The 13835-nt window shown below is 76.8% G+C and carries 4 protein-coding genes; 3 read left to right on the top strand and 1 reads right to left on the bottom strand.

Translation table 11 applies throughout. The annotated features are described in order from the left end of the window. Positions 1–18: 18 nt before the first annotated feature. The 3 genes from AB0D45_RS09840 to AB0D45_RS09830 are packed head-to-tail and all read left to right on the top strand — an operon-like array spanning position 19 to position 12703. Entirely contained in the window at positions 19–5151 is a 5133-nt protein-coding gene (locus tag AB0D45_RS09840; protein ID WP_362456628.1) for an amino acid adenylation domain-containing protein, read from the top strand. Further along, positions 5148–11744, top strand: a complete 6597-nt coding sequence (locus AB0D45_RS09835) for an amino acid adenylation domain-containing protein (RefSeq protein WP_362456625.1) — start codon at positions 5148–5150, stop codon at positions 11742–11744. The genes AB0D45_RS09840 and AB0D45_RS09835 overlap by 4 nt, the downstream gene beginning before the upstream one ends. A gap of 5 nt (positions 11745–11749) precedes the next feature. Continuing rightward, the gene (locus AB0D45_RS09830) at positions 11750–12703 is read left to right on the top strand and encodes an ornithine carbamoyltransferase (protein ID WP_362456623.1); all 954 of its coding nucleotides are present in this window, start codon (positions 11750–11752) and stop codon (positions 12701–12703) included. Positions 12704–12762: 59 nt separating this feature from the next. Here AB0D45_RS09830 and AB0D45_RS09825 read toward each other — a convergent pair whose 3' ends face one another. Next, the gene (locus tag AB0D45_RS09825; protein WP_362456620.1) at positions 12763–13752 is read right to left on the bottom strand and encodes a TauD/TfdA family dioxygenase; all 990 of its coding nucleotides are present in this window, start codon (positions 13750–13752) and stop codon (positions 12763–12765) included. Positions 13753–13835: the final 83 nt, after the last annotated feature.

Raw genomic sequence — 13835 nt, 5'->3', positions numbered from 1 at the left:
TTCGCCGAAGGAGCATCTGTGAACGACGGGACGCTGCCGGCCCCCGCGCACCGGTCGCCCGTGCGACCCGACCCGGCGGGCGCGCCGGACCCGCTCCCGCTGCTCGCCGAGCTGGTCGTGGCGCAGGCCGCCGCCACCCCCGACGCGCTCGCGGTCGACGGTGCGACCGCCGGCACGGGTTCCCTGACCTACCGGGAACTGGCCCGGCGGTCCGCCCGGCTGGCGGGGCGTCTGGCGGCCCTCGGCATCGGGCCGGGGAGCCTGGTCGGGGTGTCGCTGCGCCGGAGCCCCGATCTGGTGGTGGCCCTGCTGGCGGTGTGGCGGGCGGGCGCCGGCTACGTACCCATGGACCCGGACCACCCGGCCGAGCGCCTGTCCTGGACCCTCGCCGACACGCGGACGCCGCTGGTGCTGACCGAGCGTGCCGTCGCCGCGGCGTTCCCGCGCCGCGGGGGCACCCGCCTGCTGGTGCTCGACGAGCCCGGCGGGGCGGACGAAGTTGCGCAGCCGACAGGCGAGTTGCCCGGCGCCGCAGCCGCCGGCGACCCGGCCTACGTGCTCCACACCTCCGGCTCCACCGGCCGCCCCAAGGGGGTCGTCGTCCCGCACGGCGGGATCGCCAACCGGGTGCGCCACCTGGCCTCCCGGCACGGTCTGGGCCCCGGCGACCGGATGCTGCTGAAGACCACCGTCGGCTTCGACGCCGCCGGTCTGGAGCTGTTCGCCCCGCTCGTCAGCGGCGGCACCGTCGTCCTCGCGCCGCAGGGCGTCGAGCGCGACCCGGCCGCGATGCTCGACGCGGTGGCCGCCGGCCGCGTCACGGTCCTCCAGGCCGTGCCCTCGGTGTGGAACGCCCTGGCCAACGCCCCGGGCTGGGACGGCTGCCGTTCCCTGCGGCTGCTGTTCAGCGCCGGCGAGCCGCTCCACGCGGAGCTGTGCCACCGGCTGCTGGAGCGCGCGCCGCAGGCGGAGATCTGGAACACCTACGGGCCCACCGAGTGCTCCGTGGACATCACCGAGCACCGCTTCGATCCCGCCGTGACCGCGGGTCCGGTGCCCATCGGGCGCCCCATCGGGGGGCTGAGCGCGCTGGTGCTGGACCCGCAGGGCCGTCCCGTCGGACCGGGCGGCACCGGAGAGCTGTACGCCGGCGGGGCCGGCGTCGCCACCGGCTACCTCGGGCGGCCCGCGCTGACCGCCGAGCGCTTCGTCCCCGACCCCTTCGGCCCGCCCGGCGCCCGGCTGTACCGCACCGGCGACCTCGTGCGCCGCTCGGCCACCGGCGAGCTGGAGTACCTCGGCCGGCTGGACCGGCAGATCAAGGTCAACGGCGTACGGATCGAGCCCGGGGAGGTCGAGGCCGCGCTCCTCGCCCACCCGCGCGTGGACGCGGCCGTCGTCGACGCGGTGGCCGACCGCGACGGCGGGCACCGGCTCGTGGCCTGGATCCAGCCGCACGGCACCGCGCCCGACGCCGCCGAGCTGCGGGAGTTCGCCCGCCGCGTCCTGCCGGAGCAGCTGGTTCCGCGCGTGTTCACCGTCGTGGCCTCCTTCCCGCGGACCGCCAGCGGCAAGACCGACCGGGCCGCTCTGCCCGCGCCCGGCGCGGACGGCGCCGCACGGCCCCACGTGCCGCCGCGCACCCCCGCCGAGCAGGCCGTCGTCCAGGCCTGGGCGCAGACGCTGGACGTGCCCGCCGAGACCCTCGGCGCCCACGACGACTTCTTCGCGGCCGGCGGCTCCTCCCTGCTGCTGGGGCGGCTCGCGGGACGGCTGACCGCCGCCTCGGGCCGGCGGATCGAGCTGCGCGCCCTCTTCTCGGCCGTCACCGTGGCGGAGCAGGCCGCCCTCCTGGACGGTGCCGGGGACTCCCCCGCGCCGGACGGCTCCCCGGACCGGGGGCCCGCCCCGGTGGAGGAGGACGCCGTGGGGCGCGTCCCGCGCGGCGACGCGCTGCCGCTGTCGAGCGGGCAGCAGGGCCTGTGGCTGCTGGAGCGCATGCGGCCCGGCAGCCCTGAATGGGCCGAGCTGGTGTGGATCCGGCTGCCCGCCGCATGGACGGCGGGAACCATCGGAACCGCCCTCGGGCTGCTGGCGGACCGGCACGAGATCCTGCGCACCCGCTACGCGCTGCGCGACGGGCAGCCCGTACAGCTCGTGGACGGTCCCGGCCGGCCCGTGGACCTGCGCGTCGCCGACGCGGCCGACGCCGACGCCCTGCGCGGGCTCGCGGCCGGGGAGCTGGAACGGGGCTTCGACCTGGAGCACGGGCCGGTGTGGCGCGCGCTGCTGGTGCGCACCGACGACGGGGGCCAGGTCCTGTTGCTGGCCGTCCACCACATCGCCTGCGACGGCTGGTCCTCGGTGCTCCTGGACCGCGACCTGCGCGCCCTGGGCGAGGCCGTCCACACCGGCCGGCGGCCCGCGCTCCCCGAGGTCGGCGCGCAGTACGCGGACCATGCCGCCTGGCAGCGCCGCCGCCTTGACGCGGCCGCGGCCGGCGGCGCCGACCGCGACCTGGCGTACTGGAAGGCGGCCCTGGCCGGCGCCACGCCCCTGGAGCTGCCGGCGGACCGGCCGCGCCCCGCCGAGCGCGACGGGCGGGGGGCCCTGCGCACCTTCGTGGTGCCGGCCGCCCTGACGGGGCGGCTCGCCGACCTCGGCCGGGAGTCGGGCGCCACCCTCCACCAGACGCTGCTGGCCGGCTTCGCCGCGTTGCTCGCCCGGCTCACCGGCCGCGCGGACGTCACCCTCGGCATGCCCGTCGCCGGCCGGGACCGGCCCGAAGTCGCCGACACCGTCGGCTACTTCCTCAACACCCTGGTGCTCGACTGCCGGCTGGACGCCGGCCTGCCGGTCCGCGACGCGCTCGCCTCGGTCCGCGAGACCGTGCTGGACGCCCTCGCCCACCGGGACCTGCCCTTCGAGCGCCTCGTGCGGGAGCTGCGGCCGCCGCGCGACCCGTCCCGCACCCCCCTGTACCAGGTGATGTTCGACTTCCACGAGGAGGGACGCACCGGGACCGCGCTGCGCGCGGACGACCTGGACGCGTTCGCCGCGGCCTGGTGCTCCGCCCGCACCGACCTGACCTTCGTGGTGCAGCGGCAGGCGGACGGCACCCTGCTGGGCATGGTGGAGTACGCGACCGCCCTGTTCGACGCGGCCACCGTGGACCGGCTGGCGGCCTGCTGGGTCCGGCTCCTGGAGTCCTTCGCCGACTCCCCGTCGGCCCCGCTGGCCGCCGCCGAACTGCTGCCCGACGCCGAACGCGACCGCCTGCTCGCCCTCGGGGCGGCCGCGCCCGCGGCAGCCGGCGAGCCCGACGGCTGCGTCCACGCCGCGTTCACCGAGCGGGCGCGCAGGACCCCGGACGCCACCGCCGTCGTGTGCGGCGACGAGCGGTGGACCTACGCCCGCCTGCGGGAGCGTGCCGACTGGTTCGCCCGCCGGCTGCGCGCCCTGGGCGCCGGCCCGGAGACCGCGGTCGCCGTGATGCTGCCGCGGACCCCCGATCTGATCGCCGCCCTGCTCGGCGTCTGGCAGACCGGAGCGGCGTACGTGCCGCTGGACCGGACCGCGCCCGACGAGCGGCTGGCGTACGTGCTGGGCGACTGCCGGGCCGCCGTACTGGTGTCGGACGAGGCCGGCCGGGCGCGCCTGGCCCCCCGTCACCCGGGTGCGGTGCTCACCGTCGACGGCCCCCCGTCCCCGGCGGCCGCCGCTCCCGCCTCCCCGCCCCCGGGCGACCCCGGCGACCCGGCGCGCCTCGCCTACCTCGTCTACACCTCCGGTTCCACCGGCCGTCCCAAGGCCGTGGGCGTCGAACACCGGGCGCTGCTGCGCCTGCTGCGCGCCTGTGCCGACCACCTGGACTTCGGCCGCGGGCCGGACGACGCCTGGCTCGCGCTCGCCCCGGCCACCTTCGACATCTCCTTCACCGAACTGGTGATGCCGCTGGTGTCCGGCGGACGCGTGGTCCTGGCCGGTGACGGGGAGGCCGACGACCACGCGGGCCTGCCCGCGCTGATCGAGCGCACCGGTGTCACCCACCTCCAGGCGGTGGCCCCGCAGTGGCGCATGTTCCTGGACGCCGGGCTCGGCCACCGGCGGCTCGTCGGGCAGACCGGCGGCGAGCCGTGCCCGCCCGACCTCGCCCGGGAGCTGTCCCGCCGCCTCAAGCGGTTCGTCAACGAGTACGGTCCGACCGAGACCACCGTCGCCGCGACCCGCTGGGAGATACCGCGGGACGTGACGACCGTCGCCATCGGGCGGCCGTACCCGCACGCCAGCGCCCGCGTCCTGGACGCGCTGCTGCGCCCCGTGCCCCCGGGCGCGACCGGTGAGCTGTGCGTGGGCGGACTCGGGGTGGCCCGGGGCTATCCGGGCCGGCCGGGCCTCACCGCGGAACGCTTCGTGCCCGACCCGTACGGTCCGCCGGGATCCCGGCTGTACCGCACCGGCGACCTGGCCCGGACGCTCGCGGACGGCACGCTCGTCTTCGTCGGCCGCGCCGACGGCCAGGTCAGGATCCGCGGCCGCCGGGTGGAGACCGGCGAGGTGGGCGCGGTGCTGGCCGAACACCCCGGCGTGGCCCAGGCGGTGGTCGTCGCCCACGGGACCGGGGACGCGGCCCGGCTGGTCGCCTACTGCGTCCCCGCCGGCGCGGCGCTGCCCGCGCGGGGCGAGCTGCTGGAGCACTGCGCGCGCCACCTGCCCGCGTACATGCTCCCGACGCTGGTCGTGCCGCTCGCGGCGCTGCCCCTGACCCGGCACCACAAGGTCGACCTCGCGGCGCTGCCCGCGCCCGACCTGAGCACGGCGACCGACGACGAGCCGTACACCGCCCCCCGGGGGCCGCTGGAGGAGGGCATCGCCGCGATCTGGCGCGCGGTGCTGGCCGGACCCGACGGGCGCGCGCCCCGGATCGGCGCCCGCCACGGCTTCTTCGCCCTGGGCGGGGACTCCGTCCGCGCCGCCCGGGTCGTCGCCCGGATCCAGGAGGAGTACGGGGTGACGCTGCCGCTGCGCGCCCTCTTCGACCGGCCCACCGTCGCCGGACTGGCCGAGGCCGTCGAGGACGCCGTACGGCGCGAGATCGCGGAGCTGAGCGATGCCGAGCTGGACGCCGCACACAGGGAGTACCACGCATGACCGAAGCCACCCCGCCCCCCGCGGACGCGTCCGCCGCGTCCGCCGCGGCCCTGCGCGAGGAGCTCCTGCGCCGCCGGCTGTCCGGTTCCGCTCCGCGCGCCCGCCGGGGCATCCCGCGGCTGCCCCGTGAGGAGCCGCTCGCCCTGTCCGCCGGACAGCGCCAGATGTGGTTCCTGCACCAACTGGACCCCGCCGGACCGGAGTACCTGCTGCCGGTGGCGTACCGGCTGCGCGGGCCGCTCCGGGCGGACCGGCTGCGCCGCGCCTTCGACCTGCTGTGCGAGCGCCACGAGATCCTGCGCACCCACTACGTGCTGGTCGGGTCGGAGCCCCGGCAGGTGGTCCGGGCCCCGGGCCCCGCCGACTTCACCGAGACCGGACGCGGGCTGTCCGCGGACGGACGGGCGGCGGCGGTCCGGGAGATCGTGGAGGAGGAGTCGCTGCGGCCCTTCGACCTCGCCGCGCAGGCACCGCTGCGCGTGCGCCTGGTCCGCTTCGCCGAGGACGACCACCTGCTGGTCGTCGTCCTCCACCACATCGCCTGCGACGCCGCCACCCGCCCCCTGCTGCTCGCGGAGCTGTCCGAGCTGTACCGGGCGCAGGCCGAGGGGCGCGCCCCCGCCCTGGCGGCGGAGCCGGTGCAGTACGCCGACTACGCGGGCTGGCTCAACGCGGAGCAGGACGGCCCGGAGGTCGGCCGCGCGCTCGACTGGTGGCGCGCCCACCTGGCCGGACTGTCCTCCCTCGACCTGCCCACCGACCGGCCGCGCCCGGCCGTACGGTCCTGGGCGGGCGCGCTGGAGGACTTCACGGTGCCCGCCCCGGTCGCCGGGCGGCTGGCCGCCCTGGCCGGCGAGGGCGGCGCCTCCTCGTTCATGGTGCTGCTCACCGCCTTCCAGGTGCTGCTGTCGCGCTACGTCGGGACGCGCGACATCGCCGTCGGCACCTCGGTGTCCGCGCGGATCCGCCCCGAGCTCGCCACGATGGCCGGCTACGCCTCGGACAGCCTGGTGATGCGCGCCCGCTGGGACGGTGACGAGTCCTTCGCCCGGCTGCTGGAACGCAACCGGGACACGGTGCTGGCCGCCTTCGACCACCGCTCGGCCCCCTTCGACCGGCTGGCCGACGCCCTGGAGCCGGACCGCGACCTGTCCGCCACCCCCGTGTTCCAGGTGATGTTCGACCTGACCCGGGCCGACGCCGCCGAACCCCTCGACCTTCCCGGGGTGACGGCCGGGCCGGTCGGGGTGCCCGGCCGCACCGCCCGTTTCGACCTCACCGTCCACCTGGAGGAACAGGGCGACGGCTCCCTGCGGGGCTCGCTGGAGTACGCCACCGCGCTCTTCGACGCCGCCACGGCCCGCCGGATCACCGGCCACTACACCCGCCTGCTGGGCGCCGTCGCCGCGTCCCCCGGCAGCCGGGTCTCGGAGCTGGACATCTTCGACGCGCACGAGCGCGCCCTGCTGCTGGACGGCCCGGCCGAACCCCTGGCCACCCGTACGCCCCTGGACCCCGGGGCGCTGCGGCCCGTGCACGAGACCGTCTCGCGCCGGGCGGCGGCGACGCCCGGGGCGGTCGCCGTGGTCCACGGCGGGCGCCGCGTGACCTACGGGGAGCTCGACGCGCTGGCCCATCGGATCGCCCGGCGGCTGCGCGGGCTCGGCGCGGGGCCGGAGAGCACCGTCGGTGTGCTCCTCGACCGCGGCCCCGAGCTGGTGGCCACCCTGCTGGCCGTCTGGCGCACCGGCGCGGCGTACGTCCCCCTCGATCCCGGCTATCCGGACGAGCGCCTGGCGTTCATGCTCGCCGACACCGGCACCCGGCTCGCCGTCACCGAACTGCGGTACGCGGACCGGCTGGCGGGTACGGCCGCCCGTCCCGTGGTGCTCGACGACGACGCCGAGCGCGCGGTCGTCGGCGGCCTCGCCGCCACCCCCGTCGAACCGCCGGCCGGCGGCTACGACATCGACCACCTCGCCTACGTGATCTACACCTCCGGCTCCACCGGCCGCCCCAAGGGCGTGCTGGTCACCCACCGGGGGCTCGCCAACTACCTGGGCTGGACCGTCGACGCGTACGCGAGCGCCGGGACGGGCGGAGCCGCGCTGTTCTCCTCCGTGGCCTTCGACCTCGGCATGCCCGACCTGTTCACCCCCCTGATGACGGGGCAGCCGGTCCATCTGCTCGACCAGGACTTCGACATCACCGAGCTGGGCCGGCTGCTGCTCCAGGAGGCCCCGTACGCGTTCCTCAAGCTCACCCCGGGCCATCTGGACCTGCTCTCCCGGCAGTTGTCCCCCGAGCAGCGCCGGGACCTGGCCCACCTGGTGATCGCCGCGGGCGACTCCTTCACCGGACGGCTGGCCAACCGCTGGCTGGAGCCGGAGGGCTCCGGCGGCCGGCGGTTGGCCGCCGAGTACGGTCCCACGGAGATCACCGTCGGCAACTCGGCGCACTTCGTCGGCGGCCGCGTGGACTCCGAGCTGGTCTCCATCGGCCGGGCCATCCCCAACACCACCATGCGGGTCCTGGACGGGGACCTGCGCCCGGTGCCGATCGGCAGCGTCGGCGAGGTGTGCGTCGGCGGCGTCGGCCTCGCCCGCGGCTACGCGAACCGGCCCGGCCTGACCGCCGAGCGCTTCCTGCCCGACCCGTACGGCCCGCCCGGCTCCCGGCTGTACCGCACCGGCGACCTCGCGCGCGTCATGCCGGACGGCGACCTCGACTTCGTCTCGCGCGCCGACCACCAGGTCAAGCTGCGCGGCTACCGGATCGAGCCCGGCGAGATCGAGACCGTGCTGACCTCGGACCCCGCCGTGGCCGAGGCCGTGGCCCTGGTCCGGGAGGACGCGCCGGGCGACAGGCGCCTGGTCGCCTATCTGGTGCCGGCCCCGGGCGCCGGCTCCGCCGCGCTCGCTCCGGCCCGGCTGCGCGGGCTGCTGGGCGCGCGCCTGCCCGAGTACATGGTGCCGTCGGCGTTCGTCACGCTCGACGCGCTGCCGCTGACCGCCAACGGCAAGCTCGACCGCACCGCCCTGCCCGCCCCCGGGCGCGCCGCGACCGCCGTCGGCGAGCACGTCGCCCCGCGCGACGAGGACGAGCGGGTCATGGCCGGGGTGTGGTCCGAGGTGCTGGGCCTGGAGCGGATCGGCGTCCACGACAACTTCTTCGACCTGGGCGGTGACTCGCTGCGGGCCGTCGCGCTGGTGGGGGCGCTGCGCGAGTCGGGCCGCCGGGTGGCGGTCCGCGACGTCTTCGAGCACCGCACGGTGGCCCGGCTCTGCCGGGCGCTGCGTCAGGACGCGGCGGCGGGCGCGCCGGCCGGGGAGGCGGCCTTCGAACCGGTCGCCCCGTTCGCGCTGCTGTCGGCCGGCGAACGGGTCGCGCTGCCCGCCGACGCCGTCGACGCCTATCCCGTCTCGCTCACCCAGGCCGGGATGTTCGTGGAGCTGTTCCGCGACCCCGAGGTGAACCGGTACCACAACGTCACCTCGTTCCGGATCCGTGACGGGCGGCCCTTCGACCCGGTGGCCTTCCGCGCCGCGGCCGACCTGGTCGTCGCCCGGCACGAGGTGATGCGGACGTCCTTCGTGCTCGGCGGCCCCGAGCGGCCGCTGCAGATCGTGCACGCCCGCGGGGCGATGCCGTACGTCCACGACGACCTGCGGCACCTGCCCGAGGACGAGCGGTGGCCGGCGCTGGCGGCCTTCGCCCGCGCCGACCGCGCGCGGCTCTTCGACGTCTCGTGCGCGCCGCTGATGCGGATGGCCACGCACGTGCTGGACGACGACGGCTGGTGGCTGTCGATCACCGAGTGCCACCCGGTCATCGAGGGGTGGAGCTACCACTCGCAGCTGATGGAGATGCTGAGCGCCTACGGGCGGCTGCGCGACGGGCAGGAGCCCGATCCGGCACCGGCGGCGCCGGCCGTGCGCTACGCCGACTTCATCGCGGCGGAGCTGCGCTCCCTGGCCGGCGAGGAGGACCGGGTCTACTGGCACGGACTCCTCGACGCGTACGAGAAGTTCCGGCTGCCGTCGGGCTGGTCGGGCGGCCGGAACGCGCCGGCCGGGCGGTACCGCCTGGACCTGCCCCTGCACGCCCTGCGGCCCGGGCTCCAGGCGCTCGCCTCACAGACCGGCGTGCCGTACAAGAGCGTGCTGCACGCCGCGCACGCGAAGGTGCTGAGCCTGCTGACCCGCCAGGACCGCTTCCGCGGGGGCATGGTGGCGGACGCCCGGCCCGAGGTCAGCGGGGCGGACCGGGTCTCCGGCATGTACCTCAACTCGGTGCCCTTCCCCTACGAACGCGGCGCCCGGACGTGGGGCGAGCTGGCCCGGCGGACCTTCGCCGCCGAGATCGCGCTCTGGCCGCACCGCCGGTTCCCGATGCCCGCGATGCGCCGCCCCGGCGGTGACCCCCACCTGGTCGACGTGCTCTTCCACTACCTGGACTTCCACCAGGTCGACACCGATCTCGTCGACACGGCCGCCACCGTCGACGACAGCCCGAACGAGTTCCCGGTGGTGGTCGGCACCCCGCTGCGCGACCACCTCACCATCGCCTCCGACACCCGGACCCTGCGGCGCGACCGTGCCGACCGGCTCGCCCGGCTCTACCTCGCGGTCCTGTCCGACATGGCCGCCGGGGGTGCGGACGGCGACGCCCGGCGCGGGTATCCCGAGGCCCCTGAGCTCGACGCGGGCCGGCGCGTGCTGCCCGCCGGCCCGGACGCGGCCGCCCCGGAGTTCGAGGACACCCCGGAGTTCGAGCCCACCGCGGAGTTCGAGCCCGCCCCGGAGTTCGAGGACACCCTCGCCGCCTTCGAGGCGCAGGCCGCCCGTACCCCGGGGGCGACGGCCCTCGTCACCCTCGACGGCCGCCTGACCTACGCCGAGCTCGACTCCCGGGCCGGACTGCTGGCCCGGCGGCTGCGCGGACTGGGCGTCGGTCCCGAGGACCGGGTGGGCGTGCTCCTGGACCGCGGGGCGGACCTGGTGGTGGCGCTGCTCGCCGTCTGGAAGGCCGGGGCGGCGTACGTGCCGTGCGATCCCTGCACGCCGGACGCCCGGCTACGGGCGGTGTTCGCCGGCGCCGGCTGCCGGCTGGTGGTGACGGAGAGCGCCCACGCCTCCCGCACCGCCCCGTGCACGCCGGTGCTCGCGGCCGGAGCCGCCGAGGACGGCGCGGCTGCGCCGCAGCCGCCACGGAGCCCCGCCCGCGACCTCGACCCGGGCCGCCTGGCCTACGTCCTGCACACCTCCGGCTCCACCGGCGAACCCAAGGGCGTCGCCGTCGACCACCGGGCCCTGGCCCACTACCTGCGCTGGGCCGCGGCCGCGTACGCGGGAGCCGGGACGGGCGGTGCCCCCTTCTTCACCTCCGTCGGCGCCGACCTCGGCGTCCCCGCCCTGTTCGTCCCCCTGCTGACCGGCCGGACCGTGTACGTACTGCCGCAGCGGTTCGAGCCGGACGAGTTCGCGAAGCTGCTGGCGTCCTGGGCCCCGTACGCCTTCGTCGGCATGACGCCGGGTCATCTCGCGCTGCTGGAGGCCCACCTGGACGACGCGCAGCTCGGCGCGCTGGCCGGGCTGCTGGTCTGCGCCGGTGACGCCTACCCGGCCCGGCAGGCCGAGCGGGTCGCGGCCCGGATCGCGGCCGCCGGCGGGCGGATGCGGCTGGCCGCGGAGTACGGGCCGACCGAGGCGACCGTGGCCGCGGCGGCGTACCGCCTGTCCGGACCCGTCGGCCGGGCGCTCGTACCGCTGGGCTCCGCGCTGCCGGGCACGACGCTGCGGCTGCTGGACGAGGACCTGCTCGCGGTGCCCGACGGCGTCGTCGGCGAGGTGCACATCGGCGGCCCGGGCCTGGCCCGCGGGTACGTGGGCCGGCCCGGCCTGACCGCCGAGCGCTTCGTGCCCGACCCGTACGGCCCGCCCGGCGCCCGGCTGTACCGCACCGGTGACCTCGCCCGGGTCCTGCCGGACGGGCGGCTGGAGTTCGCCGGCCGCGCGGACCGGCAGCTCAAGGTCGGCGGCCACCGCGTCGAGCCCGCGGAGGTGGAGGCCGTGCTCGGCGCCGACCCGCGGGTGCGCGAGGTCCTCGTGGACGCCGTCCCCGGGCCCTCGGGCGGGCAGCGGCTCACGGCCTGGGTGGTGCCGGCCGACGGGGCCGCCCCGCCGGCGGCGGAGCTGCGGGCCCGGGTGGAGGCCGCGCTGCCGGCCCCGTTCGTCCCGGCCTCGTACCGGATCGTGGACGCCCTGCCCCTGACGGCGAACGGCAAGTACGACCGCGCGGGCGCGGCGGCGGCCGGGGCGCGGCGCGAGACCACGGTCGTCCGGGCTCCGTACGCGGCGCCCCGCACGGCCACCGAGCGGCGGCTGGCCGAGGCGTGGCAGCACGTGCTCGGCCTCGACCGGGTCGGCGTCCACGACCGCTTCCGCGACCTCGGCGGTGACTCGCTGGCCCTGCTGCGGGTGCTGTCCGTCGCCGGGGCGGCCGGCCTCGTCGTCGATCCGGGCACCGCCCTGCGCCATCCGACCATCGCCGAGCTGGCCCGTGCCCTCGGCCCCACCACGGAAGAGGACTGATGTCCATGGACCGGCGAAGCGTCCGCCACCTGATCTCCCTCGACGACCTCACCGACGCGGACCTGCGCCATCTGGTCGAGCGCGGTGCCCGGTTCTCCGCCGGCGGCGGCGGTTCCGTCCGGCCGCTCGACGGCGCCGTCACGGGGATCTACTTCGCCAAGACGTCGACCCGTACCCGCACCGCCTTCTCCGCGGGGGCGCTGCGCCTCGGCTCTTCGCTCGTCACCTACGGTCCGGGCGACCTCCAGACGAACACCGGGGAGACGAGCGAGGACACCGGCCGGGTGTTCTCCCGGATGCTGGACGTCCTGGTGGCCCGGACGGCCGGGGACCCGGCGGAGATGCGGGCCTGGGCCGCCCAGAGCCGCATGGCCGTCGTCAACGCGATGAGCGCCGAGGAGCACCCCACCCAGGCGCTGACCGACCTGACGACGATGACGCGGCACTTCGGCCGCGTCGAGGGCCTGCGCGTGCTCTACCTCGGCGAGGGCAACAACACGGCGGCGGCGCTGGCGCTGGCGCTGACCCGCTACCCGGGGGTGGAGTTCGAGCTGCGTACGCCGCCGGGGTACGGGCTCACCGCCCCGATCGCGCGGAAGGCCGCCCGGCAGGCCGCGGCGGCGGGGGCGCTGTTCCGCGAGCGGCACACCATGGAGGCGCTGCCCGCGGACTTCGACGTCGTGTACACCGCGCGCTGGCAGACGACGGGCACGACGAAGGCGGACCCGCGCTGGCGCGAGGTGTTCGCCCCGTTCCAGGTCCGCGAGGAGCTGTGGGAGACCAGCCCGAAGGCGGTGTTCATGCACGACCTGCCCGCCCACCGGGGGGACGAGGTGACGGCGGAGGTGCTGGACGGGCCGATGAGCATCGCCTTCGACCAGGCCGAGAACAAGATGCACAGTGCGATGGCGGTCCTGGAGTGGTGCCGGGGGGCGGAGCCGGCGGCGGACGGCGCCTGACCGTACGCCCTGCGGCCGTCCCGGGGACGGCAAGGCCCGGGGGCCTTGCCGTCCCCGGTTCAGTCCAGCACGCTCCCGCCGCCGCGGCGGTCGGCGCGGGAGCGGCGGTGGTCCACGACGGCGTAGACGCGGTGCAGCCAGCGGTCCGTGCCGTCGTAGCGGGGTGTGAAGGCCGTACGCCCGTGCACGCTCAGGCGGTTGTCGACGACGGCCAGGTCTCCCGCGGTCAGGGCGAAGGCCTGCGCGGTGCCCTCGAAGGCGGTGCGCAGCTCCTCCATGGCCTGCTTCGCGTCGCCGTCGAGGGGGTGGGTGCTGTTGAAGTCGACGACCACGTCGTGGTCCTCGGGCGCGCCGCGCAGGATCGGGCGGGGCGACGGCGGCAGGTCCCGGGAACCGCCGAAGGAGGGCGGCGCCTCGGTGACGAAGCGCTCCTGGGACAGCACCTCGCGGGCCTGCCGCGACAGCAGCGGCAGGGCCCGGCGGACGGAGGCGGTGCGCAGCCGGGCATCGCCCGTCGGGTCGGTGCGCACGCACAGCAGGCCGACGTAGTCGGGGCGGTTGCGGTGGAAGGCGTTCTCGGTGTGCATCTCCAGGAGGACCGAGCCGGCGTTGCTCTGCTGCCGTTCCCGGCCGGGGACCGGCACCACGTCCTGGACGAGGGCGCCGGACTTCTCGTTGCGGTAGGCGATGACCTCCCCGAGCTGGAGCATGATCATGGCGATGGCGCCCGTCGCGGTGGTCGCGGAGCGCCGTACGGAGCCGGGCCGGGTGGGGGTGGCGGGCAGCTGTTCGGGGACCGGGAGGTTGCGGACCAGCAGCACCCCGTCGGGTCCGGCGTCGTGCCGGAACTCCCGTACGGCGGCCTGGAGCCGCGACGGCAGCCGGGCGGAGGCGGCGCGGGCCGCCGCGAGCCATTGCGGGGCGTCCAGGGCGCCGGACGCGGCGCGGGCGAGTTCCGCGGCCACGTCCGCGATTTCCTCGCGCTCGGCATCGGTGATCACCAGCGCCGATTCGGGCGGGGCGGGAAGATAACGTGTCTCTGTTGTCATTGTCGCTTGCCTTCTCACTGAAGCCGCGCGCGAGGACCGCCGGCGCGGACTCCCTCGGGATTCGGCCCCGATCCGGCGATTTC

Source organism: Streptomyces sp. NPDC048352, assembly GCF_040651895.1.
Lineage (GTDB): Bacteria > Actinomycetota > Actinomycetes > Streptomycetales > Streptomycetaceae > Streptomyces.
This window is presented reverse-complemented; position numbering and strand designations above follow the sequence as displayed.

What these genes read in the sequence shown, in the direction of transcription:
- AB0D45_RS09825 (WP_362456620.1), bottom strand. Translation starts at nt 13,752, where the DNA reads ATGACAACAGAGACACGTTATCTTCCCGCCCCGCCCGAATCGGCGCTG.
- AB0D45_RS09835 (WP_362456625.1), top strand. Translation starts at nt 5,148, where the DNA reads ATGACCGAAGCCACCCCGCCCCCCGCGGACGCGTCCGCCGCGTCCGCC.
- AB0D45_RS09830 (WP_362456623.1), top strand. Translation starts at nt 11,750, where the DNA reads ATGGACCGGCGAAGCGTCCGCCACCTGATCTCCCTCGACGACCTCACC.